Below are 26,990 nucleotides of genomic sequence, written 5' to 3'. Positions count from 1 at the left end.
CCCAGGGCGTCGACCGTCGCGGGAGACAGCTCTTCAGCGATGAGTACGACGGGTTTGCCGTTGGCAGCAGTGCTCACGTGAGTCCTCACAAATCCCAATGCGGACGGCCGTCCCGACGGCCGCAAGCGGTGGAGGTGGGTTGCCGCGTGAAAGACGCACGACGCTGTGGGCCCAACGCGAATTAGTTCAGCAGTGTAGTGGCGCGCGAGAGGCCGTCTTGCGCCTCCCTGGAAGGATCACTCGTCCGTGGCTGGACGCCGTGGACAAGCCACGCCCGGCCATGTGGACGCCCTATGGAGAACGGGGCCGCGGCGTGTGCCGCGGCCCCGTCCCGTGAAGGCTTACGCCTCCTCGTTGTCCACCCAGCTCATGAGCTTGCGCAGCTCCTTGCCGGTGGTCTCCAGGAGGTGGTTCTCGTCCTGGGTCTTGTACTCGTTGTACTTCTTCAGACCCGAGTGGTACTCGTCCATCCAGTTGCGGGCGAAGGTGCCGTCCTGGATCTCGGCGAGGACCTTCTTCATCTCGGCCTTGGTGGCGTCCGTGATGATCCGGGGGCCGGTCACGTAGTCGCCCCACTCGGCGGTCTCGGAGATCGACCAGCGCATCTTCTCCAGGCCGCCCTCGTACATGAGGTCCACGATGAGCTTCAGCTCGTGCAGGCACTCGAAGTACGCGATCTCCGGCTGGTAGCCGGCCTCGGTCAGCGTCTCGAAACCGGCCTTGACCAGGGCGGCGGTGCCACCGCAGAGCACGGCCTGCTCACCGAACAGGTCGGTCTCGGTCTCCTCCGTGAAGGTCGTCTTGATGACGCCGGCACGCGTACCGCCGATGCCCTTCGCGTAGGACAGCGCCAGCTCGAAGGCCTTGCCGGTGGCGTCCTGCTCGACGGCCGCGATACACGGAACGCCGCGGCCCTCCTCGTACTGGCGGCGCACCAGGTGCCCCGGGCCCTTGGGGGCGACCATGCAGACGTCCACGCCGGCCGGGGGCTTGATGAAGTCGTAGCGGATGTTCAGGCCGTGGCCGAAGAACAGGGCGTCGCCGTCCTTGAGGTTGTCCTTGATGGACTCCTCGTAGACCTTGGCCTGGATCGGGTCCGGCACCAGGATCATGATGACGTCGGCCTCGGCCGCGGCCTCGGCCGGCGTGACCACGCGCAGGCCCTGCTCCTCGGCCTTCGCCTTGGACTTGGAGCCCTCGTGCAGACCGACGCGCACGTCGACGCCCGAGTCACGAAGCGACAGCGCGTGGGCGTGGCCCTGGCTGCCGTATCCGATCACCGCGACCTTGCGGTTCTGGATGATGGACAGATCGGCGTCGTCGTCGTAGAACAGCTCGGCCACTGGGGTTCTCCTCGTTTGCGGTATTGCTGGTTCTGCGTCCCACCGTACGGCGGGGTGCGTAAGGGAAGTCTTCCGGTCTCGCGATGCGAGCACGGGGTGGAGCACGGGTTTGGCTTATGCCGTGCGGTCCAGGGCGCGCAGGCTCCGGTCGGTGATGGAGCGCGAGCCGCGGCCGATCGCGATGGTGCCGGACTGGACGAGCTCCTTGATGCCGAAGGGTTCCAGCATCTTGAGCATCGCCTCGAGCTTGTCGCTCGATCCGGTGGCCTCGATGGTGACGGCCTCCGGGGAGACGTCCACGGTCTTGGCGCGGAACAGCTGCACGATCTCGACGATCTGCGAGCGCGTCTCGTTGTCGGCGCGGACCTTGGCGAGCACGAGCTCGCGCTGGACGGCGGAGCCGGGCTCGAGCTCGACGATCTTCAGGACGTTGACCAGCTTGTTGAGCTGCTTGGTGACCTGCTCGAGCGGCAGCCCCTCGACGTTCACCACGATGGTGATGCGGGAGATGTCGGGGTGCTCGGTGATACCCACGGCGAGCGAGTCGATGTTGAACCCGCGGCGGGAGAACAGGGCGGTGATGCGGGCGAGCACACCGGGCTTGTTCTCGACCAGGACGGAGAGCGTGTGCTTGGTGGACATGGTGCTTGTTCCCTCTTCCCTACGGCTCTCAGTCGTCTTCGTTGTCGCCGAAGTCGGGGCGGACGCCGCGCGCGGCCATGACCTCGTCGTTCGAGGTGCCGGCGGCGACCATCGGCCACACCATGGCGTCCTCGTGGACGATGAAGTCGATCACGACCGGGCGGTCGTTGATCGAGTTCGCCTCCTCGATGCACTTGTCGAGGTCCTCGGGACGCTCGCAGCGGATCGCGTAGCAGCCCATCGCCTCGGACAGCTTCACGAAGTCCGGGACGCGCGTGCCCTTGTTCGGCGGCGTCTCACCCTCCGGGCCTGCGTGCAGCACGGTGTTGGAGTAGCGCTGGTTGTAGAACAGCGTCTGCCACTGGCGGACCATCCCGAGCGCGCCGTTGTTGATGACGGCGACCTTGATCGGGATGTTGTTCAGGGCGCAGGTGGTGAGCTCCTGATTGGTCATCTGGAAGCAGCCGTCGCCGTCGATCGCCCAGACCGTCCGGTCCGGGGCCCCGGCCTTGGCGCCCATCGCGGCGGGCACCGCGTAGCCCATGGTCCCGGCGCCGCCGGAGTTCAGCCAGGTCGCCGGCTTCTCGTACTGGATGAAGTGCGCGGCCCACATCTGGTGCTGGCCGACGCCCGCGGCGAAGATCGTGTCCTCCGGGGCGAGTTGGCCGACGCGCTGGATGACCTGCTGCGGGGAGAGCGAGCCGTCCTCGGGCTGGTCGTAGCCGAGCGGGTAGGTGTCGCGCCAGCGACTGAGGTCCTTCCACCAGGCGCTGTAGTCGCCGGTGTGGCCCTCGCTGTGCTCCTTCTGCACGGCCTGGATCAGATCGGCGATGACCTCGCGGGCGTCGCCGACGATCGGCACGTCCGCGGCGCGGTTCTTGCCGATCTCCGCCGGGTCGATGTCCGCGTGGACGATCTTCGCGAACGGCGCGAAACTGTCCAGCTTGCCGGTGACGCGGTCGTCGAAGCGGGCACCGAGGGCGACGATCAGGTCGGCCTTCTGCAGCGCGGTGACGGCGGTGACCGCACCGTGCATGCCCGGCATTCCCACGTGCAGCGGGTGGCTGTCGGGGAATGCGCCGAGCGCCATCAGGGTGGTGGTGACGGGCGCTCCGGTGAGCTCGGCGAGGACCTTGAGCTCGGCGGTGGCGTGCGCCTTGAGGACGCCGCCACCCACGTACAGGACGGGCCGCTTCGCACTCGTGATCAGCTTCGCGGCCTCGCGGATCTGCTTGGCGTGCGGCTTGGTCACCGGGCGGTAGCCGGGCAGATCGCTCTGCGGCGGCCAGGTGAACGTCGTCTGCGCCTGCAGGATGTCCTTCGGGATGTCGACCAGAACCGGTCCGGGACGGCCGGTCGAGGCGATGTGGAACGCCTCCGCGATCGCCTTCGGGATGTCCTCGGCCTTGGTGACGAGGAAGCTGTGCTTGGTGATCGGCATCGTGATGCCGACGATGTCCGCCTCCTGGAAGGCGTCCGTACCGATCGCCTTGGAGACCACCTGACCGGTGATGGCGACCAGCGGGACGGAGTCCATCATCGCGTCGGCGATCGGAGTGACCAGGTTCGTCGCACCCGGACCCGAGGTCGCCATGCAGACGCCGACCTTGCCGGTGGCCTGCGCGTAACCGGTCGCCGCGTGCCCCGCACCCTGCTCGTGACGGACGAGCACGTGACGCAGCCGGCTCGAGTCCATCATCGGGTCGTACGCCGGAAGGATCGTGCCGCCGGGAATGCCGAATACGGTGCCGGCCCCGACCTCCTCAAGCGAGCGAATGAGGGACTTCGCACCCGTGACGTGCTCGACGGGCACGGACTGCTGTCCTCCGGAACGGGGCCGCGGCTGCGGATGGTGGGCCCCGGTGGCCTGCTCGGTCATCGGCATTCTCTTCTCGATGCTGAGGGTTTTTGCGAGGTTTGTGCAGGGTGTTACGAGTTGTCTAGCGGATGCGTCCTGTCCCGGTGCAACAAAAAACCCCTCGTGCCGTGAGGCAAGCGAGGGGAGCGCGCCGGGAGCGGTTGCTGGGGATTCCGGTGCGGACCGGTGGGTCCCAGCTTCAGCCGACGCGCTTTCCAAGTACGAGAATTCGGGTGCGCATGGCATTGACCCTCCCCCCGGCACACGGGACGTGTCAAGTGGGTGGGATGGGAGTCTCATTATGTGAGCGCATGGCCGGTGCGCCCGCGAACACCGGCTCGGCCGGAGCCGTGGGCACGGGGAACTCCCCCGAGGCCAGCGCGCGCCGCAGCCGGTACTCGTCGAGCGGTCCGGAGAACGCCATGCCCTGGCCGTGCGTGCACCCCATGGCCCGCAGCGCGAGCACCTGCTCGGGCAGGTCCACGCCGTCGGCCACGGAGGTGAGGCCGAGGTCGCCCGCGATCCGCAGCAGCCCGCTGGTGATCTTGTGCAGCCGTGCGGACTCGACGACGCCCTCGACGAGCGACCTGTCCAGTTTCAGTACGTCGACGGGGAGGCGGCGCAGCGCGGTGATGGCCGCATAGCCGCTGCCGAATCCGTCCAGGGCGATCCGGACACCGAGCCTGCGCAGCGAGGTGAGCCGCCGCTCCAGCTCGTCGAGCGGGACGCGCGGGTCGCTGTCGGCCAGCTCGATGACCAGCGCACCCGACGGCAGCCCGTGCCGGGTCAGGAGCGCCTCGATGGAGCCGAGCGGCATGGCGCGGTCGAGGAGCCTGCGGGCGCTGATGCGTACGGCGACGGGCGTCGCGTGTCCGCTGTGGCCGCGCTCGGCGGCCTGCTCGACGGCCTCCTCCAGCATCCAGCGGCCCAGCTCGGCGGTGCGCTCGCTGTCGTCGGCGACCCGCAGGAACTCGGCGGGCGTGAAGAGGATGCCCTGCGCCGAGCGCCAGCGGGCCTGCGCGGCGACCGCCGTGATCCGGCCGTCGTCGAGGGAGACGATCGGCTGGTGCAGCAGCGCGAACTCCCCGTCGTGCAGGGCCGACCGCAGCCGCGTCGCCAGCTCCGCCTTCCGTACGACATCGGCCTGCATCTGCGGCGCGTACAGCTCGACGCGCCCCTTGCCCGCGGCCTTCGCCCGGTACATCGCCAGGTCGGCGTTGCGCAGCAGCTCGCCCGCCGTGATGTCGGGCTCGGCGAAGGCGACGCCGATGGAGGCGGCGACGCGCACGTCGTCGTGCCCGTCGATCGCGTACGGCTGGGACAGGGTGATTCTCAGCCGGTCGGCCAGCTCGTAGATCTGCTGTTCTCTGGCGGTGTGGTCGCGGCCTCCGTCGCCGACGATCAGTGCCGCGAACTCGTCACCGCCGAGACGGGCCGCGGTGTCCGAGGACCGCACGGAGTCGGCCAGCCTTCTTGCCGCCTGCACGAGCAGTTCGTCGCCCGCCTGGTGGCCGATCGTGTCGTTGACCTGCTTGAAGCCGTCGAGGTCGATGAAGAGCACGGCGGTGCCGTGGTCGGTAGCCCGCCGTCCGGTCAGGGCCTGGCTGACCCGCTTGGTGAACAGCGCCCGGTTGGGCAGGTCGGTGAGCGGGTCGTGCTCGGCGTTGTGCTGCAACTGCGCCTGGAGGCGCACTCGTTCGGTGACGTCTCTGCTGTTGAGGATCAGGCCGCCGTGGTGGCGGTTGATCGTGGACTCCACGTTCAGCCAGGCTCCGGTGCCGGACCGGAAGCGACATTCGATGCGGGTGGTGGGCTCCTCGATCTGGCTCGCGGCGAGGAAGCGCCGGATCTCGTGCACCACGCGCCCGAGATCCTCGGGATGAATGATCGAGGCCAGCTCGGAGCCCTTGAGCTCATCGGGCTCTCGTCCGTAGACCCCGGCGGCGGCGGGGCTGACGTATCTCAGGATCCCGTTCGGAGCAGCGATCATGATGACGTCGCTCGAGCCCTGCACCAGGGAGCGGAAGTGGTTCTCCTTCTGCGCCAACTCCTGGGTGAGCGTGATGTTGTCGAGGAGCATGATGCCCTGCCGCACGACCAGGGCGAGCACGACGGTGCAGGCCGTGAAGAGCACGACCCGGTCGACGCTGTGCCCGTTCAGTACGTTGTAGAGAATCCCCAACGTGCAGACGGCGGCGGCCAGATACGGGGTGAGTGCGGCCAGCGAGCCGGAGATGGGCCGGGTGTGACTGACCTGGTAGCGGCTGCCGGCCGGCTGGGGCCTGTCCTCCTGCCGGGGCCCGCCGCGCGGGCCCACCCACGGCGCGTACGCCATCAGGAGCGAGCCCGCGAACCAACCCGCGTCGAGGATCTCCCCCGAGCGGTAACTGGCGTGCAGCAGGGGCGAGGTGAACAGGGCGTCGCACATCACCGTCAGGGCGAGGGCGCCGACCGCGGTGTTCACCGCCGTGCGGTTGCCCGGCGAGCGCCGGAAGTGCAGCGCGAGCACCATGCTGACCAGGGCGATGTCGAGGAGCGGGTACGCGAGCGACAGTGCGGTGCGGGTGACGCTCTGCCCCTCGTACTCGGCGGTGTGCGCGAGGGCGAGGCTCCAGGAGAGGGTGACGAGGGATCCGGCGATGAGCCACGCGTCGAGCCCGAGGCAGATCCAACCGGCCTTGGTCACCGGGCGCTTGGCCAGGACGAGCAGGCCGATGATCGCGGGCGGCGCGAAGCAGAGGAAGAACAGGTCGGCGATGCTCGGGGTCGGCACGGTCTCGCGCAGGACGACCTCGTACCAGCCCCACACCCCGTTGCCCAGCGCTGCCATCAGGGAGGAGAGCGCGAACAGGAGCCACGCGGATCGAAAACGGCTGCGCCTGCTGCGCGCATACAGAAAGTTCGACACGGCGGCGACGGCGGCGGCGATGCTCAGGCCGAAGTCGCCCATGAACAGAGCGACTTCCTCGTCCCCCCAGCCCAGCGCCGACCCCGTGGCGAAGGACACGCACAGCAAGGTGAGCACCAGCTGGGGGCCCGCGCCCGCGCCACGGCGCGGGGCGGGGGCCGGGACCGGCCCGCCGGAGTGCACAGGGGGGCCCAGAGCCGTGGTCGTCGCCGCCTTGCCGGTCACCGGGCCGCCCCGGTCCGTCGGGCGGCTCCGGTGTCCCGCTCGCCGTGCGCGGTGTGCGGATGCCGTCGGCGGCCGCCGCGGGTGCCGCCGCGGTGCGGATGACTCCTGCGGCAGCCCGGGCTGCGCCCGTGCATCGGTGTGCGCGAGGCCAAGCGGACCAGCCGCCGGCGACCCCGCCGCGTCGGATCGTTCGCCCATAGGCCGTACATCGCCCGTCGCCCCCCTCGCAGTCCGTCACTCTTCCCCGGCGCCGCGTGATGAGCGGCGCTGCCCCAGTCGGGACGATACACCAGTCTCGTCACTCAGGGACATAGTTCCTCTACTCTCCGTGACGACCAGCGAGGATGACGGCACGCGGTGCAGCCGTGCGGGCGCGGAGCGTGTGCACCCAACGGCGGGCGGCCTCACGGGAGTTGACCGTGGGGCCGGGGGTTCGGGTGTCAACTCACGGTGAGTACCACGTTGTCGAGCGGCCGTCCGGCCGCGAACCGCGTGAGCTGAGCGGCGAGCAGCCGCTTGGCCCGCGGCTCGAACGCGGACGTCGGACCGCCGACGTGCGGGGAGATGAGCACTCCCGGAGCCTGCCACAACGGGTGCTCCTGGGGCAGCGGTTCGGGATCGGTGACGTCCAGGGCCGCCGTGATGCGGCCGCTCTCCAGTTCCGCGAGCAGCGCCTTGGTGTCGACGACGGGGCCCCGGCCGACGTTCACGAGGAGTGCGCCGTCCTTGAGCCGCGCGAGGAACTCGGCGTTCACCAGGCCGCGGGTCTCCTCGGTGAGCGGCGTGACCACGATGACGACGTCGGCCTCGGGCAGCAGCCGGGGCAGGTCGGTGAGCGGGTGCACGGGGCCGCGCTCCGTCGTACGTGCGGAGCGCGCGACGCGCGCCACCCGCGCGACCTCGAAGGGGACGAGCCGGTCCTCGATGGCGGAGCCGATCGCGCCGTAGCCGACGATCAGTACGTTCTTGTCGGCGAGCGCGGGACGGAATCCGGAGCGCCACTCTCCGCGCTCCTGTCCGCGTACGAAGTCGGGAATTCCGCGCAAGGAGGCGAGGATCAGGGTGAGTGCGAGCTCGGCGGTGCTGGCGTCGTGCACCCCGCGCGCATTGCACAACTGGACGCCGGGGCGCAGGTACTTGAGCCCGCCCTGTACGTGGTCGACGCCCGCGGAGAGGGTCTGCACCACTTGAAGGGAAGCCATCCGCTGCAGCGGGCGTACAGCGACTTCGGCGCCCTGCATGTAAGGGGCGACGTAGTACGCGCAGTCGGCCGGGTCCGCGGGGTAGTCCGGCTCACCGTTCCAGAAGCGGTAGTTGAGGCCTTCGGGAAGGCCGGGGATCTCGTCGGCGGGGAAGGGCAGCCACACATCACCAGTCATGGTCAGGAGGCTATGTCAGACGCTCTGAGGTGCAGAGGTTAGGTTGGGGACCTCAGGCGGAGCGGTCCGGGGAGGGCCACAGGGAGGGTCACGAGCACGTGGAGCCAGGAGGCGCGCGCAGGGCGATCGGGGCGGCGGCGCTCGAGGTGGGTGCGGTCGGGCTCGGCTGTATGCCGATGAGTTGGGCGTACACCGGCTCGCAGCAGCGGGGTGAGGAGTCGCTGCGCGCCGTGCACGCCGCGCTGGACCGGGGGTGCACCCTGGTCGACACCGCCGACATGTACGGGCCGTTCACGAACGAGCTGTTGCTCGGCCGCATACTGAAAGAGCGGCGTGCGGACGCGTTCGTGTCCACGAAGGTGGGGCTGCTCGTCGGCGAGCAGCACATCGTCGCCAACGGCCGCCCCGGCTATGTGAAGCGGGCGTGCGACGCGTCGCTGCGCCGGCTGCAGACGGACGTCATCGATCTGTACCAGCTGCACCGGGCCGACCCCGAGGTTCCCGTCGAGGAGACCTGGGGCGCGATGGCGGAGCTCGTGGGCGCGGGCAAGGTGCGCTCGCTCGGGCTGTGCGCCGTGGGCGCGCGGGCCGCGCGCCGGGGCGACCGGACCGGGGTGCATGCCGGAACGATCCGGCAGTTGGAGCGGATCCAGCAGGTGTTCCCGGTGAGCTCGGTGATGGCCGAGCTCTCGGTGTGGTCGCCCCAGGCGCTCGAGGCACTGCTGCCGTGGTGCGCGGCGCGGGGTGTCGGGTTCCTGGCGGCGATGCCGCTGGGCAACGGGTTCCTGCCGGGGACGCTGACGCCGGGCCAGGGTTTCGAGCCGGACGACGTGCGGGCCCGGCATCCCCGGTTCACCGCGGAGATGATGGCCGCGAACCAGCCGATCGTGGCGGGACTTCGCCGGGTCGCGGCCCGCCACGGCGAGGCGGTGACCCCGGCGCAGGTGGCGCTGGCCTGGGTGCTCGCGCAGGGGCGGAACGTGGTGCCGGTGCCCGGGACCAAGCGCGAACGGTGGGCGGCGGAGAACGCGGCGGCGGCCGAACTGACGCTGACGGACGGGGACTTGGCGGAGATAGCAGGTCTGCCCTCGGCGCAGGGGTCCTGGGACTGAGGAACCTGTACGGAGAAACTGCGCTGGGTTCCTGTGCTGGGAACGTGTGCTGGGAACCCGTGTCGGACTCGGACTCTGAGCGTTCAGAAGCTGTGTCGGACTCGGGCTCTGAGCGTTCAGGACCTGTGTCGGGCGCGGACTCTGAGCGTTCAGAAACTGTGTTGAGCTCGAGCTCTGAGCACTCAGGACCTGTGTCTGACACGGACTCCGAGCACTCAGGACCTGTGTCTGACACGGGCTCCGAGCACTCAGGACCTGTGTCTGACACGGACTCCGAGCACTCAGGACCTGTGTCTGACACGGACTCCGAGCGCTGCCGCCGTGATCGGTCGGCGGAGATCGGGAACCTGCACGGCGCGAGCGGTGTATGAACGGTAGAACCGTCGCGTCGAAGGGATCCTGATCGTGCAACGTCCAGCTGTGCGGCCCGCGTTGGCCGTGGCCGCTTGTGCCGCGCTCCTGTTCACGGCGGGCTGCTCGTCCGGCGGCGGGGAGCCGAGCAAAGAGAAGAGCTCCGGGGCAGCGGGCGCGAGCACGCCGGGTGCGTCCGCCTCCGCCTCGCGCGAGCCGGGGTCCGTCCCACCGGCGAAGGGCTCGGTGACCGTGGGGCGCACGGCGGCGACCGGTCTCAAGTCGCCCTGGGGACTTGCCCTGTTGCCCGACGACGACCTGCTCGTCTCGTCCCGCGACGAAGGCACCATCACGCGGATCCGGCCGGGCGGTGACAAGACGGAGCTCGGCTCGGTGCCCGGCGTCGCCCCGGCGGGCGAGGGCGGCCTGCTCGGCATCGCCCTCTCCCCCGACTACGCGTCGGACCACATGATCTACGCGTACTTCACGACCGAGTCGGACAACCGCATCGCGCGGATGCTGTACGACGAGAAGAAGCCGCCCGGTGAGCAACTGGGCGCGCCCGACACGGTGTTCAGAGGCATCCCCAAGGGCACGAACCACAACGGCGGACGGATCGCGTTCGGCCCGGACGGCCTCTTGTACGTGGGGACCGGCGAGACGTACCACACCGAATTGGCGCAGGACAAGAAGTCCACGGGCGGCAAGATCCTGCGGCTGACCAAGGACGGCGAGCCCGCTCCGGGCAACCCCTTCGGGGACTCGCCGGTGTATTCGTACGGGCACCGCAATGTGCAGGGGCTGGCCTGGGACGGAAGCGGGCGGCTGTGGGCCTCGGAGTTCGGCCAGGACACCTGGGACGAGCTGAACAACATCGTGCCCGGTGGTGATTACGGATGGCCCGATGCCGAGGGCAAGAGCGGCGACTCCAAGTACCGCGACCCGATTGCCCAGTGGCACACCGAGGACGCCTCCCCCAGCGGCATCGCCTTTGCCGAGGGCTCCATCTGGATGGCGGGTCTGAGGGGCGAGCGGTTGTGGCGCATCCCGTTGGACGGTGACAAGGCGGCGCACGAGCCGCAGGCGTTCCTGACGGGGAAGTACGGGCGGCTGCGCACCGTGATCTCCGCGGGCAGGGACCGGCTGTGGCTGGTGACGAGCGAGACGGATTCGCGGGGGACACCGGGGAAGGAGGACGACAGAATTCTCGAGTTGAAGGTCAGCTGAGCCGGTCGGTCTCGACCGGCCCGGCGTCCTCGGCCTCGCCGCCAGCCGCGTCCTCGGTCGCGTCCTCGGTCGTGTCCTCGGTCGTGTCCTCGGTCGTGTCCTCGGTGGCGTCCTTGGCCGCAGGCTCCGGCGGTGTCTCCTGCTGCGGGCGGCGTACGACGACCTTGCCGGAGGTGAGGTCTATGGGGCCGCGCCCCGGGTCGCCGTCATTGAGGTCGACGCGGGTCAGCTCCAGGCGCTTGCGTTCGTCGTTGGTGTGCTTGCGGCCGGGCGCGAACAGCTCCTCGAACATGTTGAACACTGCGCCTCCCGGTGATGTGGCGGCCGGTCCTCCCGTCCAGCGTACGGGAGGGCCCGGCGAGCCGGTCGCCCCTGTGGGTCGGCTCTAGCTGCCGGGCGGCACCGGTACCGACTGCTGCGGGAAGAGGTGCAGCCGGTGGGCCAGGGCCGCCGCCTCGCCGCGGCCGGCGACGCCCAGCTTGGCGAGGATGTTGGAGACGTGGACGCTGGCGGTCTTCGGGGAGATGAAGAGCTCCTCGGCGATCTGCCGGTTGCTGCGGCCGGCGGTGACCAGGCGCAGCACGTCCCGTTCGCGGCTGGTGAGGCCGAACTCCTCGGCGAGGTCGGCCGGGGCGCCTCGGCGGGGCACGTCGCGGGTGAGGGAGAGCCGGGCGCGCTGGGCGAGCAGGGCGACGGACTCGGCGAGCGGGCGGGCACCGAGGTGGTCGGCGACGGCGCCGGCGAGGCGGAGCAGGTCCGTGGCACGGTCGCGGTCCTCCTCGGTGGGGCCGCCGCTGGTGGCGGAGGAGACGAGGAGGGACTCGGCGAGACGGAAGCGGGCGCGGGCCAGGTCGTGCGGGCGGTCCAGCGGTTCGAGAGCGGTGACGGTGGCGGACCAGTCGTCGGGGGTGTCGCGGCCCTCGGCACGCAGCAGCTCGGTGCGGACCCACTGTTCGTAGGCGCGCCAGACGGGGACGGCGGTGGCCTGGCGCTTGGCGGCGTCGCGGATGCGGGCGATGGCCTCGAAGCGTCCGGCGTCGGCGACGGGCAGGCCGCGGGCGTCGGCCTCCGCGGCGGCCGCGGCGCGCAGCAGCGGCCAGATGTAGCGGTGCATGGAGGGCGGCAGACCGGCGGTGACGAGACGGTCGAGTTCGGCGCGGGCGTCGAGGAGGCGGCCCTGGGCGGCGGCGAGGGAGAGGCTGAGATGGGCGAGGGGCAGTTCGTGCTGCGGCTGCGGGTCGTGGGTGCCGAAGTGCTCGTGGGAGGCGGCGAGTTGGGCCGCTGCCTCCTGGAGTGCGCCGCGGCCGAGGGCGACGGACGCGAGGATGGCGCAGGACGAGCCGCGCGGCCTGCTGCTCAGGGCATGGCGGCGGGTCCGCTCGGCCGCCTTGACGGCCTCGTCCCAGCGGCCGAGGGAGGCGAGGGACTCGGCCTTGTTGGCGCGGATCCAGCCCTTGTTGTCGGTGAGGCCGTGGCGTCGGCACAGCTCGATGCCCTCGTCGCAGATGCGTACGGCCTCGGCGGAGCGGCCCGCGCCTTCGAGGAAGGAGGGCAGGTTGACGTTGACGTTGTTGACGCGGGCGAGCAGGCCGAGGGCGGTGGAGCGGTCGCGGACGGCGTACATCTCGGCGAAGCCGCGGTCGGCGTCACCGGCGTCGACGAGGAGGCCGCCGAGGATGAGCCGGGCGTGCAGCTCGGTCTCGTCGTCGCCGACCATGCGGGCGAACTCGACGGCGCGTTCGGCGGCGGCCAGCGTCTCGGCGCCGGGGTTGTGCAGCATGCCCCAGTTCGCGGCGTAGGTGAGGACTTCGGCGTGGACGGTCGACGGCGGCAGGCCGCGGACCAGTTCCTGGGCGGTGGCGATCTCGTCCCAGCCGTTGCCCCGGCCGGTGTGTGCGACGAGCCGCGAGCGCTGGAGCCAGAACCAGGCGGCGAGCAGGGGGTCGCCCTTGCCGGCGGCCGCGGCGTCGTCCAGGATGCGGATCGCGCGCTTGCCGATCTTCATGGCGCGCTCCCGCTCCCCGCACAGCCGTCCGGCGTCGGCGGCCTCGGCCATCAGGTCGAGGTAGTCGAGCCGGGTCTCGGCCGGGTCGCAGTCGCAGGACCGGTACGCCGTCGCGTACTCGCCCATGCGCAGGGCTTCCCTGATCTCCTCGGGTGCGGCGTCCCACAGCTCCATCGCCCGCTCCAGGAGCCGCAGTTGCTCGGAGTAGGCGTGCCTGCGGCGGGCCTCGCGGGAGGCGTCGAGGACGGCGGGCAGGGCTTTGGCGGGGTCGTGCGCGTGGTACCAGTACGTGGCCAGGCGCATGATGCGGGCCTCGCCGGGCACCAGCGCCGGGTCGGCCTCCAGGGCCTCGGCGTAGCGGCGGTTGAGGCGGGAGCGCTCGCCGGGCAGCAGGTCGTCGCTGACGGCCTCGCGGACCAGGGAGTGCCGGAAGCGGTAGCCGTCGCCGTCGGTGCTGGCGAGCAGGATGTTGGCGCCGACGGCCGCGCGCAGGGCCTCGATGAGTTCGTCCTCGCCGAGCCGGGCGACGGCGGCGAGCAGCGGGTACTCGACGGTGGAGCCGCCCTCGGCGCAGATCCGGGCGACGCGCTGGGCGGACTCGGGCAGCGACTCGACGCGGACGAGGAGGACGTCGCGCAGGGAGTCGGTGAGGCCCGTGGCGCAGCCCTCGGCGGCGGAGACGGCGAGTTCCTCGACGAAGAAGGCGTTGCCGTCGGAGCGGCGGAAGATGTCGTCGACGACGGCGCGCTCGGGTTCCGCGGCCATGATCCCGGCGACCTGCCGGGCCACTTCGTCGCGGCTGAGGCGGGCGAGTTCGATGCGGGTGACGGTGCGCAGCCGGTCGAGTTCGGCGAGCAGGGGGCGCAGCGGATGGCGGCGGTGCACGTCGTCGGCGCGGTAGGTGGCGACCAGGACGAGGCGGCCGAGCCGTCCGTCGCGCATCGTGCGGAAGAGGTACGAGAGGAGGTGCCGGGTGGAGGCATCCGCCCAGTGCAGGTCTTCGAGGACCACGACGACGGTGTGTTCGGCGGCGACGCCCGCGAGGAGCCGCCCGGTGAGTTCGAAGAGGCGGGCGGTGCCGCTCTCGTCGCCGCGTCCGTCGCGGCTCGGGCCCTGCGGGGCCGGGTCGCCCAATTCGGGGAGCAGGCGGGCCAGTTCGTCCTCGCGCCCGGCCGCGGCGGTGTCGAAAGCCTCGGGCAGTGTGCGGCGCAGCGCGCGCAGGGCGGTGGAGAAGGCGGCGAAGGGCAGTCCGTCGGCGCCGATCTCGACGCAGCCGCCGGTGACGACGACGGCGCCCTGCCGGCACGCCTCTTTGGCGAACTCCTCGACGAGGCGGGTCTTGCCGACCCCGGCCTCACCGCCGAGCAGCAGCGCCTGGGGCTCGCCGTCGGCGGCGCCTGCGAGGGCTGCGTTCAATATGCCCAGTTCATCGGCTCGGCCGACGAACACCGGGCTGACGGACCTGGTTTCCACACCGCCGAGCATCGCACACGGATGCGAGAGCGCGGCAGGAGTTTCGGCGCTGGGCAGAACGCTGGGCAGAACGGAGGGGAGGACGCCGTACCGGACGTCCTCCCCTGTCGCGTTCTGCCGGAGCCCCGGCACCGTGCTCATGCGGTGTGCGCGGCGCGGTGCCGGCGAAGACCGTTGGTACTCACCCGCCCCTCGGCGCCCTGGCCGCCCGAGCGGCCGGCGCGGCGGGCCGCCTTGGCCGCGGCGCGGGCGGAGCGGGCCAGTCGGTAGTCGTCGGCCTCCTGGATGAGCTGGGCGGAGCGGACCTGGTGGATCTCGTACTCGAACATCTCGTCTCCCTGGTGACGATCGGTTGTGTTTCTCGCGGTCTGTTCTCCGCGATGACTCAACTTTCGTCTCCCAGGGGGGTGCGCCACATCGGGAGAGTGCCGCATGTTCGGGGACGGGGATGCCTTACCCGGGACCGGGGGTGCCTTAGACGAGTGCCCAGTACCCCGGGCATCCGTCTAAGGCACCCCCGGAAACGCCATCGACCTGCGGTTTCTCCGAGTCTTAGCCGGCCTTAGCCTGCCTCAGCCGGCCTCAGCCGGACTTGGGCAGCCCCAGGATCAGGTCCGAGTACTTGGCCACGGCGAGCAGCAGTCCGAGGACGCCGAGCGTGACACCGGCCCACGCCGTCGACTTGATCCAGATCGCGTTCGGCTTGCCGGGCACGCCGAACGCGGGCTTGACCAGGACGAACGCACCGACGATGAGGGCGACCAGGGAGAAGATCCCGCCGACGAGGGCGGCGGCGTGCCAGGCGTCGCCGTAGACCTCGGAGACCTGCTTGCCGACGCTCGCGCTCTGCGACGTGTTGAGCTGGCCGATGAGGGACTCACGGGCCGAGGCGACCGTGCCGAGCCAGCTGCCGCTGAACGCCACGACGGCGAGGGCCACGGACACGATGGCGGCGGCGCCCTGGCCGACGCCGGACGGGCGGGACTCGGCGTTCTCCTTGGCGAGGGCCTCGAGTTCGGCCTCGGCAGCGGCCTCGGCGGCCTCGTCCTCGGCGTCCTCCGTGTGGTCGAGGTTCTCGGCGTCCCCGGCGTCCCCGGTGATCTCGGCGTTCTCGGTGTTCTCGGCCGTCTCCCCCTGGAGCTCGGCCTCGCGCTGCTCGTCAGTCTTCGTAGTCATGCTGCGCACCGTACGGACGGAGTCTGAGAGGTCCCTTAACGTTCCTTGTGTGCGTCGCGTGCCGTGCGCCACTCGGGCGCGAGCACGGACCAGACCTCCAGGTCGTGGCGGACACCGGCCCACAGGTGGGCCTGGCGGCGCACGCCGTCGCGGGTGAAGCCGAGGCGCCGGGCAGCGTTCAGGCTCGGCACGTTGCCGGCCGCGGCGACCCATTCGATCCGGTGGATGCCGCGCTCCTCGACGGCCCAGTCGATCAGTACGCGCATGGCCCGGTTGACCAGGCCGCGCCCGGCGGCGGCCGGTTCGAGCCAGCAGCCGACCTCGGCGTTGCCGCCCGTGGCGTCGAAGTTCAGCGTGAGGACGCCGCCGACGAGCTTCCCGTCGAGCCAGATGCCGTGGTAGGCGGCGGTGTCCGCGGCCCGCATGTCGGCGTACCGCTGCAGCGTCTCGCGCGCGGACGCGACATCCGTGACCTGGGAACCGAACGGGATGAACCGCCCGATGAACTCCCGTCCCCGGTCCAGGTTCGCCAGGAAGTCCTCGGCGTGCCAGGGCTCGAGCGGGCGCAGCTCGGCACCGTCGTCACCCAGGGATATCGCGTACATCGGGCTCCTTCACCAGCACGTCGTCCAGCGCGTCGCCGGTCGCGTCGCGCTGCACGGGAATCCTCGCACCCGCGGCGGCCGCACGGCATTCCGGCGGCTCGATGCTGAGCCGGGGCAGCCGGCGGTCGAGCCACTTGGGCAGCCACCAGTTGGCGCCGCCGAGCAGGTGCATCAGGGCGGGGACCAGGAGCGTACGCAGGATGAAGGCGTCGACGGCGACGGCCACCGCGAGGGCGATGCCGAACATCGCGATCACCCGGTCCCCGCTGAGCACGAAGGCCAGGAAGACCGAGATCATGATCACCGCGGCCGAGTTGATCACGCGGCTGGTCTCGGCGAGGCCGACCCGCACGGCCCGCCGGTTGTCGCCGGTCTCCAGCCACTCCTCGTACATCCGGCTGACCAGGAACACCTGGTAGTCCATGGAGAGCCCGAAGAGCACCGAGACCATGATCACCGGGAGGAAGGGTTCGATCGGGCCCGACCTTCCGAGGTCGAGGAGCTCGCTCCCCCAGCCCCACTGGAAGATCGCGACGACGACTCCGAAGGCGGCGCCGACGGCCGCGACGTTCATCGCGGCGGCCTTCAGCGGTATGCCGATCGAGCGGAACGCGAGCAGCAGGAGCAGACAGCCGAGCCCGACCACGACGCCCACGAACAGCGGCAGCTTGCCGATGATGACCTCGGCGAAGTCGTCGTAGCTGGCGGTGACGCCGCCGACCTGGACGGCGAGCGAGCTGCCCTGCTCGGCGTCCGGCACCACGTCGGTGCGCAGCCGGTCGACGAGCTCGCTGGTCCGCTCGGACTGCGGCGCGGAGGTCGGAACGATGGTCAGGTAGGCGGCGCTGTCGTCGCCGTTGTACGTGATCGGGGAGACGGAGGCGACGCCGTCGGTGGCGCGCAGCTCGCTGACGAGCTGGGTGAGCGCCCGCTTGTCCTGGGCGCCGTCGACCTCGCTGACGAGGGTCAGCGGCCCGTTCACACCGGGCCCGAAACCGTCGGCCAGCAGGTCGTACGCCTGCCGGGTCGTGGTCGACTTCGCGTTGTTGCCCTGGTCGGAGGTGCCCAGGTGCAGGAACAGGGTGGGCAGCGCGAGGACGGTGACGACCGCGAGGGCGATGCCGCCGAGCAGCTTGGGATGGCGCTCGACGAACGCGGCCCAGCGTGCGGCGAGCCCGGTCGGTACCTCCGGTTCGGGCCCGTGCCGGTCGAGCCGGCGCCGCTCGCGCCGCGACAGGGCCCGCGTCCCGATGAGGGACAGCAGGGCGGGCAGCAGCGTCACCGAGGCGGCGACGGTGAGCAGCACGGTCACGGACGCGGCGATCGCGACGCCGTTGAGGAAGCTGAGCCGCAGGATGAGCATGCCGAGCAGGGCGATGCACACGGTGGCGCCCGCGAAGACGACGGCGCGCCCGGTGGTGGCCACGGCCCGCTCGGCGGCGACCGCCACCGGCAGGCCCCGCTTCAGGCCGCGCCGGTGCCGGGTCACGATGAACAGCGCGTAGTCGATGCCGACGCCGAGACCGACGAGCATGCCGAGCATCGGCGCGAAGTCCGCGACGGTCATGGCGTGCCCGAGGAGGACGATGCCCGCGTACGCCGTGCCGACGCTGACGAGCGCGGTGGCGATGGGCAGCGCGGCGGCGGCCAGGGACCCGAAGGCGAGGAAGAGCACGACGGCCGCGACGACCACGCCGATGACCTCGGACAGGTGTGCCGACGCCGACTCGGTGAGCGCGACGGCGCTGCCGCCGAGCTCGACCTGCAGCCCGTCGGGGCCGTCGCGCTCGGCCGCCTTCGCCGTGTCGACGACGGCCTGCGCCTGGCTCTTCGGGATGTCGTCGGCCTGCTGCTCGAAGGTGACGGTGGCGTACGCGGTGTGCCCGTCGGCGCTGATCTGGCCCGCGCCCTGGGTCGCGTACGGGGAGACGACCGAGGAGACGCCGGGCAGCTTCCCGATCTCGGCGAGCGTGTTGCTCATCGCCGTCTCGACGTCGGCGGCGCGCACGGTGGAGCCGTCGATGTGCCAGACGACGGTGTCGCTGTCGCCGCCGAGCCCGGAGAACTCCTGGTTCAGGAGCTGGGCGGCGCGGCCCGACTCGGTGCCGGGTGCCTCGTAGTCGTTCGAGTACGCGGAGCCCGCGACGGCGGCTGCCGCGCTCGTACCGCCGAGCGCGAGCAGCCAGAACAGAACGACGACGAGCCGGTGCCTGACACACCACCGTGCGAGTGCGGCCACGGACGTGCTCCCTGGGTGATTCATGGATCTTTATCGGGAGCAGTCGTTTATCAGCGAATAGCCCGCAAAGAACACTTGAGCAGTGGCCAGCCACTCTTACAGCCAGAAGTGATCCTTTGTCGCTTTCGTGTGGTTACTCACATGGGCATCGGCTCAACCCGATACGCTCGCCCGCCCGTTCTCGATGTGTCCCATGAGCCGCCGGTGGAAGTCGCCCGGGCCGTCGGCCGTGATCGTGACGTCGTACCAGCCGTGCGTCTCCCGCGTCTCGTGCACCACGGTCACCGTCCGCCCCGCCCGGACCTGGACGGTCCGCCCGTCCACGGTGAACGTCCGGGCCGCCCCGCCCGTCGCACGCAGCCGGATCCGCAGGGCACGCGCGCGTGCGTCCACGCTCGTCGTGACGTCCGCCCCGCTGTCGGTACGTCCGCGCAGCTCGCGCCGGAAGCCGTTGGGCCCGGTCACCACGAAGTCGTACGCGCCCTTGCGCACGGGCACGGGCACGGCCGCCTCCCGTACGACGTCGAAGTGGCGCGGCGCCGCGAACTCGCCGGCGTACGGATACAGCGCGAAGTGCGTGCTGCGGCGGCCGGTGTTGACGAGGTCCAGGGTGAGGGTGTCCTCGTGCACGCGCGCGTGGGCGTCCGGCTGGTACGGCAGGGCGCGGGCCGGACGGGTGCCGCTCTCCTGCTCGGGCATCGACTGCTTCAGGGGCGGCCGCGGGGCCCAGCGCCCGGTGAACTCCGGGACGGGACCCGGCTGTTCGACCTCGGGCTGCCGGTGCCCGTGCCGGAAGTCGAAGGCGCCGGTGAGGTCGCCCGTGACCTGGCGGCGCCAGGCGCTGATGTTGGGTTCGCGGACCCCGGTCCACTGCTCGAGGAACCGGATGACGGAGGTGTGGTCGAAGACCTCGGAGCAGACGTACCCGCCGACGGTCCACGGCGAGACGACGAGCATCGGCACGCGCACGCCGAGCCCGGTGGGCAGCCCCTGCCAGTGCTCCTCGGCCACGTCCGGGCCCGGCACGGGCGGCGGCACGTGGTCGAAGAAGCCGTCGTTCTCGTCGTAGTTGATGAGGACGGCGGTCTTCTTCCACACCTCGGGGTGGCGGGCGAGCGCGTCGAGCACCTTGTAGACGATGGTCGCGCTGTGGATCGGCGACGAGACGGACGGGTGCTCGGAGTCGACGGCGGACGGCACGAGGTAGGAGACGCGCGGCAGCTTTCCGCCCGCCACGTCCTCGGCGAAGGCCTCGGCGAGCTTCCCGGTGGGCACGCGCCGCAGCGCCCGCTCGAACAGCGACCGCTCGCTCCCGGTGAGCGTGGCGACGCCCTTGTCCAGGGTGGCGAACAGGGCGTCCCGCTCGCTCTCGTTCACGGCGGCGCGCACCTTCGCGTAGAAGGCCTCCATGTACGTGAACCCGGTCCCGGCCAGGACCTTGCGCGCAATCGCCTTGAAGGTGGTGAAGAACTCGATCTGGTTGTCGGTGAAGTTCTCCCACTCGGTGTACGTCCGCCAGCTCACGCCCGCCTTCTCCAGGCGCTCGGCGTACGTCCCCCAGTCGTAGCCGGGATGCGTCGCCTCGTCGTACGCGTCGTTGCCGACGGCGCGGTTGCCGTTCGCCTCGTAGCCGGTCTTCCCGCTCCACAGGTGGTTGCGGTTGGGGCTGGTCGAGGAGTGGATGGAGGAGTGGTAGGCGTCGCAGACGGTGAAGGTGTCGGCGAGTTCGTAGTGCAGCGGGATGTCCTCGCGCGTGTAGTACGCCATCGTCGCCGCGGTCTTCGCGGTGATCCACCCGTCGTGCCAGCCGCCGTGCGCGGCCTTGGCGCCGCCGGACCAGGAGTGGTCGAGGGCGCCGACGTACTGCAGGTCCTTCTTCTGTGCCGCGGCGGCCGCGCGCACGGGGAACGGCAGGACGGAGCGGAGCAGGCCCCGCTGCTCGAACACGCTCTTCCCGCTGGGGAGTCGGATCGCGTTGCGGTCACCGAAGCCGCGCACCCCGCGCAGGGCGCCGAAGTAGTGGTCGAAGGACCGGTTCTCCTGCATCAGGATCACCACGTGCTCGATCGCGTCGAGCCCGCCCGACGGGGGTTCGTGCTGCTCGGCGAGGGCCAGTTGCAGCGACGGCGGCAGGAAGGACGCGGCGGAGGCGACGCCGAGGGCACCCCCGCCGATGGCCATGACGCGTCTGCGGGACAGCTCCGGCGGGAACGGGGACGGCGACACGGGGACCTCCGTGCGTAATGGTCTGCGATCGACCCGTGGGACGGTTCGGCGGGACGCTAGCCAGGCAAGGTGTCCCTGGGAAGTACCAGAACCGGCCGAAACGTAAACCCGCGGCTAGCCGAGCACGGCGAGGGACGCCCACAGCGCCACGGTGGACGCGGCCAGCGTGGCGGGCACGGTGAGCAGGCCGAGCCGCGTGAAGTCCCCCAGTTCGGGCTCCGTCCCGTGCGCGTGCACGATCCGCCGCCACAACAGGGTCGCGAGCGAGCCTACGTAGGTGAGGTTCGGGCCGAGGTTGACGCCGATCAGCGCGGCGAGCACCGGGCCGGGGCCCGCGGGTCCGACGACGGGCAGCAGGGCGAGGATCGCGGGCAGGTTGTTGATCAGGTTCGCGAGCAGCGCCGCGACGGCGGTGATCACGAGCAGCGCCGGCAGCGAGGAACCGTCGGGCAGCACCCGGGCGATCCCGTCGCCGAGCCCGTTGTCGACGACGGCCTTGACGACGACGCCGAGGGCGAGGACGAAGAGGCAGAAGGGCAGGTTGGCCGCCTTCAGCAGTTCGCCGGGGGTGCTGTGCCGCCGGGTCAGCGCCCTGGCCCCGAGCACGACGGCCCCCGCGAGCGCCGCCCACAGCGGCTCGAGCCCGGCGAAGGACGTGACGACGAACCCGACCAGGGTGAGCGCGAGCACCGTCAGCGTGAACACCGGGACGCCGGTGGGCTCCTGGGGGTCGGGCTCGTGCGCCGGCGCGTTCAGGTCATCGGCGAAGTACCGCCGGAACACCGCGTACTCGACCCCGATCGCGACCAGCCACGGCAGCGCCATCAGCCCCGCGAACCGGCTGAACGTCAGCCCGCTCGCGGTGAACGCCAGCAGGTTCGTGAGGTTGGAGACGGGCAGCAGCAGCGACGCCGAGTTGGCGAGATGGGCGCTCGCGTAGACGTGCGGGCGCGGCCGGGCGCCGATCCGGGCCGCGGTGGCGAAGACGACCGGGGTGAGCAGGACGACGGTGGCGTCCAGGCTCAGTACGGCGGTGATGACGGCGGCGACCGCGAAGACCCCGCCGAGCATGCGCTTCGGACTGCCGTGACAGGCCCGCGCGACGGCATCCCCCGCGGCCTTGAACAGGCCTTCGTCGGCGCAGAGTTGAGCCAGCAGCAGGATCGCCGCGAGGAATCCGACGACGGGGAGCAGGTCCTTGGTCTCGGACCAGGCGTGATCGACGGTGACCAGGCCGGTGGCCACGGCGATGACCGCGGCGGGGACGGCGGCCACGGCCTCCGGCCAGTTGCGGGGACGCAGGACGGCGAAGGCGAGGGTGGCCAGCAGGAGGCTGATCGCCAGGGTCGTACTCAGTGTGCCGCTCCGTTCCACGGGGCTGTGCCCCGGACCCGCTCCTCCCACGCCGGAGGGGCTGGTCATGACCAGCCCCTCCGGAACACCACAGGCTCAGCCTTCGCTGACGCCCAGCTTCTCCAGGATCAGCTCCTTGACGCGGGCCGCGTCGGCCTGACCCCGGGTCGCCTTCATGACGGCGCCCACGAGGGCGCCGGCGGCCGCGACCTTGCCGGACTGGATCTTGGCGACGATCCCGGCGTTGCCCGCGATGGCCTCGTCGACGGCGGCGGTCAGCGCGCCCTCGTCCGAGACGACCTTCAGGCCGCGCTTCTCGACGACCTCGTCGGGCGTGCCCTCGCCCTTCAGCACGCCGTCGATGACCTGACGGGCCAGCTTGTCGTTCAGGTCGCCCTTCGAGACCAGCTCGGAGACGCGCGCCACCTGCTCGGGCGTGATGGGCAGTTCGCCCAGCTCGACGCCCTGCTCGTTGGCGTTGCGCGCCAGCTCGCCCATCCACCACTTGCGGGCGGACGTCGAGTCGGCACCGGCGTTGATCGTCGCGACGATCGGGCCGATGGCCCCGGCGTTGCGGATCGACTGCATGTCGTGGGCGGAGATCGCCCACTCCTCGATCAGCCGGTTGCGCTGCGCGAGCGGCAGCTCCGGGAGCTCGGAGCGCAGCGCCTCGACCCACTCGCGGGCCGGGGCGACGGGCACCAGGTCGGGCTCCGGGAAGTACCGGTAGTCCTCGGCGTTGTCCTTGATGCGCCCCGACGTGGTGGAGCCGTCCTCCTCGTGGAAGTGACGGGTCTCCTGCACGATCGTGCCGCCGGAGGACAGCACCGCGGCGTGCCGCTGGATCTCGAAACGCGCCGCACGCTCGACAGAGCGAAGCGAGTTGACGTTCTTGGTCTCGCTCCGCGTACCGAACTTCTCGGTGCCGTTGGGCCGCAGCGACAGGTTCACGTCGCAGCGCATCTGGCCCTTGTCCATGCGGGCCTCGGAGACGTCCAGCGCCTTGATGACCTCGCGCAGCTCGGCGACGTACGCCTTGGCGACCTCGGGGGCCCGCTCGCCCGCGCCCTCGATGGGCTTGGTGACGATCTCGATGAGCGGGATGCCGGCCCGGTTGTAGTCGAGCAGCGAGTGCGAGGCGCCCTGGATGCGGCCGGTGGCACCGCCGACGTGCGTCGACTTGCCGGTGTCCTCCTCCATGTGGGCGCGCTCGATCTCCACGCGGAAGACCTCGCCGTCCTCCAGCTGTACGTCGAGGTAGCCGTTGAAGGCGATGGGCTCGTCGTACTGGGAGGTCTGGAAGTTCTTCGGCATGTCCGGATAGAAGTAGTTCTTCCGGGCAAAACGGCACCACTCGGCGATCTCGCAGTGCAGCGCGAGGCCGATCTTGATGGCCGACTCGACGCCGATCTCGTTCACGACCGGCAGTGCGCCGGGCAGACCGAGACAGGTCGGGCAGGTCTGGCTGTTGGCGTCCTGCTTCAGCTCGGTGGAGCAGCCGCAGAACATCTTCGTCTTGGTGCCGAGCTCGACATGGACCTCGAGGCCCATGACCGGGTCGTACGACGCGAGTGCGTCCTCGTACGACAGCAGCTCGGGAGTGGTCGTGGCAGTCACGATTTCTGAACTTCCCTCTCAGCCCAGCAGAACGTCGTCGTCGCCCAGGCGCTTGAGCTCCCGCAGCAGCAGGGCGATGCCGGTGGCGATGGCGGCGGCGGAGACGACGGCGTCGACGAGGCGCAGCGTGTCGTGCTCGGTGCGCGCCTTCTTCGCCTGCTTCATGACGCTGAGCGCGCCGAAAGCGGTCGTCCCGATCGACAGGTACGTGCCGGACTTGGACTTCTTGAACCCCTTGGCCTTACCGATTGCACTCACAGCGACGGAGCCTCCTCGAGCAGCGGGTGGCCCCACTTTTCCACGAAGGCGGCCTCGACGGCCGCGCCCACCTTGTACAGGCGGTCGTCCTTCATGGCGGGGGCGATGATCTGCAGGCCGACCGGCAGGCCGTCCTCGGGAGCCAGGCCGCAGGGCAGCGACATGGCGGCGTTGCCGGCCAGGTTGGTCGGGATGGTGCACAGGTCCGCGAGGTACATCGCCATCGGGTCGTCGGCACGCTCGCCGATCGGGAAGGCGGTGGTCGGCGTCGTCGGCGAGACGATGACGTCCACGCTCTCGAAGGCGGCCTCGAACTCGCGCGTGATGAGCGTACGGACCTTCTGGGCACTGCCGTAGTACGCGTCGTAGTAGCCGGAGCTCAGCGCGTACGTGCCCAGGATGATGCGGCGCTTGACCTCGTCACCGAAGCCGGCCTCGCGGGTGAGTGCGGTGACCTCCTCGGCGGAGTGCGTGCCGTCGTCGCCGACCCGCAGGCCGTAGCGCATGGCGTCGAACCGGGCGAGGTTCGAGGAGCACTCGGACGGCGCGATCAGGTAGTACGCGGACAGCGCCAGGTCGAACGTCGGGCAGTCCAGCTCGACGATCTCGGCGCCCAGCGACTTGAGCAGCTCGACCGACTCGTCGAAGCGCTGCACGACACCGGCCTGGTAGCCCTCGCCGCGGAACTGCTTGACGACGCCGACGCGCATGCCCTGGACCGAGCCGTTGCGCGCGGCCTCGACGACCGGCGGGACCGGGGCGTCGATGGACGTGGAGTCGAGCGGGTCGTGCCCGGCGATGGCCTCGTGGAGCAGCGCCGCGTCCAGGACCGTGCGGGCGCAGGGCCCGCCCTGGTCGAGGCTGGAGCTGAAGGCGACCATGCCGTAGCGGGAGACGCCGCCGTAGGTGGGCTTGACGCCGACCGTGCCGGTGACGGCGGCGGGCTGGCGGATCGAGCCGCCGGTGTCCGTGCCGATGGCGAGCGGGGCCTGGTAGGCGGCGAGGGCGGCGCTGGAGCCACCGCCCGATCCGCCGGGGATGCGGGTGAGGTCCCACGGGTTGCCGGTGGGTCCGTACGCGCTGTTCTCGGTGCTGGACCCCATGGCGAACTCGTCCATGTTGGTCTTGCCGAGGATGACGACGTCGGCGGCCTTCAGGTTCTTGACCAGCGTCGCGTCGTACGGCGGGATCCAGCCTTCGAGGATCTTCGAGCCGACCGTGGTCGGGATGCCCTCGGTGGTGAAGATGTCCTTCAGCGCGAGCGGGACGCCGGCCAGCGGGCCGAGCTTCTCGCCCGCGGCGCGCTTGGCGTCCACGGCGGCGGCCTGCTTGAGGGCGCCCTCGCGGTCGACGTGCAGGAAGGCGTGCACCTTCTCGTCGACGGCCTCGATCCGGGCCAGGTGGGCCTCGGTGACCTCGACGGCCGTCAGCTCGCCGGAAGCGATCTTCGCGGCGATCTCGGCGGCGGTGAGCTTGATGATGTTGCTGTGGTCCGTCATGACTTCTTAGTCCTCCCCCAGGATCTGCGGCACCTTGAAACGCTGCTGCTCCTGGGCCGGGGCGCCGGAGAGCGCCTGCTCGGGGGTGAGCGACGGACGGACCTCGTCCGCGCGCATGACGTTCGTCAGCGGCAGCGGGTGGGAGGTCGGCGGTACGTCTTGGTCGGCGACCTCGCTGACGCGGGCGACCGCGCCGATGATGTCGTCGAGCTGGCCGGCGAAGTGGTCAAGCTCTTCGGGCTTCAGCTCCAGACGCGCCAGCCGGGCGAGGTGGGCGACCTCCTCGCGCGTGATGCCAGGCATGCAGCGATCCTCAGGGTGGAGTGTGTGTGGTTTGGGCCCAATCCTATGGGGCTCAGGGCAGTGCCCGGTAAACGGTTTGTTCGGGCCCCGGTCCGGCCTCCGGTCCGGCCTCTGGTCCGGCCCTCGATCCCGCCCTGGCTCCGCCCCTCTGCTCAGCGCCGCTTGTCCCAGGCCGTGCTGGTCAGGAAGTGGTTGTCGTAGCGCTCCTGCACCTCCAGCAGCGACTCGGGACTCAGCTCGCCGAGCGCGATGCGCTGCAGGTGCCGGAAGTACTCGAAGCGCTCGACGCCGGGCGCGAGGACGATGAGCAGGTCGGCGTCGGAGCCGGGGACGGCGGCGAAGGCGTGGGCCGTGCGCGGCGGCACCACGATCAGGTCGCCCTTGCCGCCCGTGACGATCTCGTCGCCCGCCAGGAACTCGGCGGCGCCGTCGAGCACGTAGAACATCTCGGCGCTGTTGTTGTGGTGGTGCGGCGTCGCGCCGTTCGCGCCGTCGGACAGGGTGACGCGCTGGGTGGACAGGGCGCCGCCGGTGGTACTGCTGTCGGCGAGCAGCCGCACCGTGGTGGGGGCGCGGCCGATCACCTCGGCGTCGGTCTCACGGACGAGCACGGACGAGTCGAACTCCGGGACGACGAACGACACTTGGGCCTCCTCGGGACAGACGTACGGACGGACGGACCTGGGTCTACGGGCGTGCGGACGGTCGGGCGGTCGGGCTCAGGCGGCGAACAGTAGTCCCGCGCTGAGGAGCACGGCGACGGCGGTGGCGAAGTGGACGCCGTACGCGACGGCCTTGGGGCCCCCGTGGCGCAGCACTATCAGCATGTCGCCGAGCGGCGCGACCGCGACCGCGAGCATGAACCACGCCTCGGCCTGCGCACTCACGAACGCGATCAGCGCCAGGCCCACCAGGCCGAAGGTGAGGTCCCGCAGCCCCTTGACCGTGAGGTAGGCGGGGTCACCGGCGCCGTTCGCCTTGGCGGGTACCCCGTATCCGGCGGCGGACGGCTCGGGCCGGAACAGGAAGCGGGCCCCGATGAAGACGACGAACAGATCGAGCACGACGGCGAGGGTGTAGGCGGTGACGGTCATGGCAGCTCTCCCCTGGCTTCATTTTCTAGCAGCGCTAGCAACAAGAGCGAAGCTATCAGAGCATCGACAGATTTGCTAGCGTTGCTAGAATCAAGGC

General features: G+C 70.8%; 21 protein-coding genes. 2 read left to right on the top strand and 19 right to left on the bottom strand.

Annotated elements, in window-relative coordinates:
- Positions 1-341: 341 nt before the first annotated feature.
- From ilvC to ACIBUY_RS41890, 5 genes are all read right to left on the bottom strand, one after another.
- Positions 342-1,343: a ketol-acid reductoisomerase gene (ilvC, locus tag ACIBUY_RS41910; RefSeq protein WP_365570279.1), complete on the bottom strand. Its 1,002-nt coding sequence runs from the start codon at positions 1,341-1,343 to the stop codon at positions 342-344.
- Between the two features lie 114 nt (positions 1,344-1,457).
- On the bottom strand, positions 1,458-1,985 hold the full coding sequence (ilvN, locus tag ACIBUY_RS41905) for an acetolactate synthase small subunit (RefSeq protein ID WP_324769519.1): 528 nt from the start codon (positions 1,983-1,985) through the stop codon (positions 1,458-1,460).
- 28 nt (positions 1,986-2,013) lie between these two features.
- Positions 2,014-3,864 carry an acetolactate synthase large subunit gene (locus ACIBUY_RS41900; protein ID WP_365570283.1) on the bottom strand — a complete coding sequence of 617 codons (1,851 nt, stop codon included), beginning with the start codon at positions 3,862-3,864 and terminating at the stop codon, positions 2,014-2,016.
- A 253-nt stretch (positions 3,865-4,117) separates the two neighbouring features.
- Complete coding sequence (locus tag ACIBUY_RS41895) at positions 4,118-6,976, bottom strand: putative bifunctional diguanylate cyclase/phosphodiesterase (protein ID WP_399155489.1); 2,859 nt, start codon at positions 6,974-6,976, stop codon at positions 4,118-4,120.
- Between the two features lie 440 nt (positions 6,977-7,416).
- A complete protein-coding gene (locus tag ACIBUY_RS41890; protein ID WP_365570288.1) occupies positions 7,417-8,355 on the bottom strand; it encodes a 2-hydroxyacid dehydrogenase in 939 nt (312 codons plus the stop codon).
- A gap of 98 nt (positions 8,356-8,453) precedes the next feature.
- Between ACIBUY_RS41890 and ACIBUY_RS41885 the strand changes: the two genes are divergently transcribed.
- Both ACIBUY_RS41885 and ACIBUY_RS41880 read left to right on the top strand, forming a co-directional pair.
- A complete protein-coding gene (locus ACIBUY_RS41885) occupies positions 8,454-9,467 on the top strand; it encodes an aldo/keto reductase (protein WP_399155488.1) in 1,014 nt (337 codons plus the stop codon).
- Between the two features lie 399 nt (positions 9,468-9,866).
- A complete protein-coding gene (locus tag ACIBUY_RS41880; RefSeq protein ID WP_399155491.1) occupies positions 9,867-11,045 on the top strand; it encodes a PQQ-dependent sugar dehydrogenase in 1,179 nt (392 codons plus the stop codon).
- Here the strand turns inward: ACIBUY_RS41880 and ACIBUY_RS41875 are convergent.
- The 14 genes from ACIBUY_RS41875 to ACIBUY_RS41810 form a co-directional block, all read right to left on the bottom strand.
- Entirely contained in the window at positions 11,038-11,346 is a 309-nt protein-coding gene (locus ACIBUY_RS41875) for a DUF6191 domain-containing protein (RefSeq protein WP_399155487.1), read from the bottom strand. The genes ACIBUY_RS41880 and ACIBUY_RS41875 overlap by 8 nt on opposite strands.
- An 84-nt stretch (positions 11,347-11,430) precedes the next feature.
- Positions 11,431-14,535, bottom strand: a complete 3,105-nt coding sequence (locus ACIBUY_RS41870; RefSeq protein ID WP_365570578.1) for an AAA family ATPase — start codon at positions 14,533-14,535, stop codon at positions 11,431-11,433.
- Between the two features lie 125 nt (positions 14,536-14,660).
- Positions 14,661-14,852 carry a hypothetical protein gene (locus tag ACIBUY_RS41865; protein ID WP_365570299.1) on the bottom strand — a complete coding sequence of 64 codons (192 nt, stop codon included), beginning with the start codon at positions 14,850-14,852 and terminating at the stop codon, positions 14,661-14,663.
- Positions 14,853-15,105: 253 nt separating this feature from the next.
- Entirely contained in the window at positions 15,106-15,699 is a 594-nt protein-coding gene (locus ACIBUY_RS41860; RefSeq protein WP_399155486.1) for a hypothetical protein, read from the bottom strand.
- A gap of 35 nt (positions 15,700-15,734) precedes the next feature.
- Entirely contained in the window at positions 15,735-16,304 is a 570-nt protein-coding gene (locus tag ACIBUY_RS41855; protein WP_365570303.1) for a GNAT family protein, read from the bottom strand.
- Positions 16,282-18,543, bottom strand: a complete 2,262-nt coding sequence (locus tag ACIBUY_RS41850) for an MMPL family transporter (RefSeq protein WP_399155485.1) — start codon at positions 18,541-18,543, stop codon at positions 16,282-16,284. The genes ACIBUY_RS41855 and ACIBUY_RS41850 overlap by 23 nt, the downstream gene beginning before the upstream one ends.
- A gap of 153 nt (positions 18,544-18,696) precedes the next feature.
- Complete coding sequence (locus ACIBUY_RS41845; RefSeq protein WP_399155490.1) at positions 18,697-20,724, bottom strand: phosphocholine-specific phospholipase C; 2,028 nt, start codon at positions 20,722-20,724, stop codon at positions 18,697-18,699.
- Positions 20,725-20,883: 159 nt separating this feature from the next.
- On the bottom strand, positions 20,884-22,191 hold the full coding sequence (locus ACIBUY_RS41840) for an arsenic transporter (RefSeq protein ID WP_399155484.1): 1,308 nt from the start codon (positions 22,189-22,191) through the stop codon (positions 20,884-20,886).
- A 27-nt stretch (positions 22,192-22,218) separates the two neighbouring features.
- Positions 22,219-23,739 (bottom strand): Asp-tRNA(Asn)/Glu-tRNA(Gln) amidotransferase subunit GatB, encoded by a 1,521-nt coding sequence (gene gatB, locus ACIBUY_RS41835; RefSeq protein WP_365570314.1) that lies wholly within the window; start codon positions 23,737-23,739, stop codon positions 22,219-22,221.
- A gap of 18 nt (positions 23,740-23,757) precedes the next feature.
- Positions 23,758-23,997: a hypothetical protein gene (locus ACIBUY_RS41830; protein ID WP_399155483.1), complete on the bottom strand. Its 240-nt coding sequence runs from the start codon at positions 23,995-23,997 to the stop codon at positions 23,758-23,760.
- Positions 23,994-25,496: an Asp-tRNA(Asn)/Glu-tRNA(Gln) amidotransferase subunit GatA gene (gene gatA, locus ACIBUY_RS41825; protein ID WP_365570319.1), complete on the bottom strand. Its 1,503-nt coding sequence runs from the start codon at positions 25,494-25,496 to the stop codon at positions 23,994-23,996. Before gatA ends, ACIBUY_RS41830 begins: the two co-directional genes overlap by 4 nt.
- A gap of 6 nt (positions 25,497-25,502) precedes the next feature.
- Positions 25,503-25,799 carry an Asp-tRNA(Asn)/Glu-tRNA(Gln) amidotransferase subunit GatC gene (gatC, locus tag ACIBUY_RS41820; protein ID WP_018531282.1) on the bottom strand — a complete coding sequence of 99 codons (297 nt, stop codon included), beginning with the start codon at positions 25,797-25,799 and terminating at the stop codon, positions 25,503-25,505.
- 152 nt (positions 25,800-25,951) lie between these two features.
- Positions 25,952-26,443 carry a cupin domain-containing protein gene (locus tag ACIBUY_RS41815; RefSeq protein WP_399155482.1) on the bottom strand — a complete coding sequence of 164 codons (492 nt, stop codon included), beginning with the start codon at positions 26,441-26,443 and terminating at the stop codon, positions 25,952-25,954.
- Positions 26,444-26,518: 75 nt separating this feature from the next.
- Positions 26,519-26,893, bottom strand: coding sequence for a DUF4267 domain-containing protein (locus ACIBUY_RS41810; protein ID WP_399155481.1), 375 nt, complete (start codon positions 26,891-26,893; stop codon positions 26,519-26,521).
- Positions 26,894-26,990 lie beyond the last annotated feature (97 nt).

This window comes from Streptomyces sp. NPDC050085 (genome assembly GCF_044460595.1).
GTDB lineage: Bacteria > Actinomycetota > Actinomycetes > Streptomycetales > Streptomycetaceae > Streptomyces.
This window is presented reverse-complemented; position numbering and strand designations above follow the sequence as displayed.

Bases quoted from the DNA above. Each gene is read 5' to 3' on its own strand.
- ilvN (WP_324769519.1), bottom strand. From the start codon at position 1,985: ATGTCCACCAAGCACACGCTCTCCGTCCTGGTCGAGAACAAGCCCGGT.
- ACIBUY_RS41900 (WP_365570283.1), bottom strand. From the start codon at position 3,864: ATGACCGAGCAGGCCACCGGGGCCCACCATCCGCAGCCGCGGCCCCGT.
- ACIBUY_RS41890 (WP_365570288.1), bottom strand. From the start codon at position 8,355: ATGACTGGTGATGTGTGGCTGCCCTTCCCCGCCGACGAGATCCCCGGC.
- ACIBUY_RS41870 (WP_365570578.1), bottom strand. From the start codon at position 14,535: ATGCTCGGCGGTGTGGAAACCAGGTCCGTCAGCCCGGTGTTCGTCGGC.
- ACIBUY_RS41865 (WP_365570299.1), bottom strand. From the start codon at position 14,852: ATGTTCGAGTACGAGATCCACCAGGTCCGCTCCGCCCAGCTCATCCAG.
- ACIBUY_RS41860 (WP_399155486.1), bottom strand. From the start codon at position 15,699: ATGACTACGAAGACTGACGAGCAGCGCGAGGCCGAGCTCCAGGGGGAG.
- ACIBUY_RS41855 (WP_365570303.1), bottom strand. From the start codon at position 16,304: ATGTACGCGATATCCCTGGGTGACGACGGTGCCGAGCTGCGCCCGCTC.
- ACIBUY_RS41845 (WP_399155490.1), bottom strand. From the start codon at position 20,724: ATGGCCATCGGCGGGGGTGCCCTCGGCGTCGCCTCCGCCGCGTCCTTC.
- ACIBUY_RS41840 (WP_399155484.1), bottom strand. From the start codon at position 22,191: ATGACCAGCCCCTCCGGCGTGGGAGGAGCGGGTCCGGGGCACAGCCCC.
- gatA (WP_365570319.1), bottom strand. From the start codon at position 25,496: ATGACGGACCACAGCAACATCATCAAGCTCACCGCCGCCGAGATCGCC.
- gatC (WP_018531282.1), bottom strand. From the start codon at position 25,799: ATGCCTGGCATCACGCGCGAGGAGGTCGCCCACCTCGCCCGGCTGGCG.
- ACIBUY_RS41810 (WP_399155481.1), bottom strand. From the start codon at position 26,893: ATGACCGTCACCGCCTACACCCTCGCCGTCGTGCTCGATCTGTTCGTC.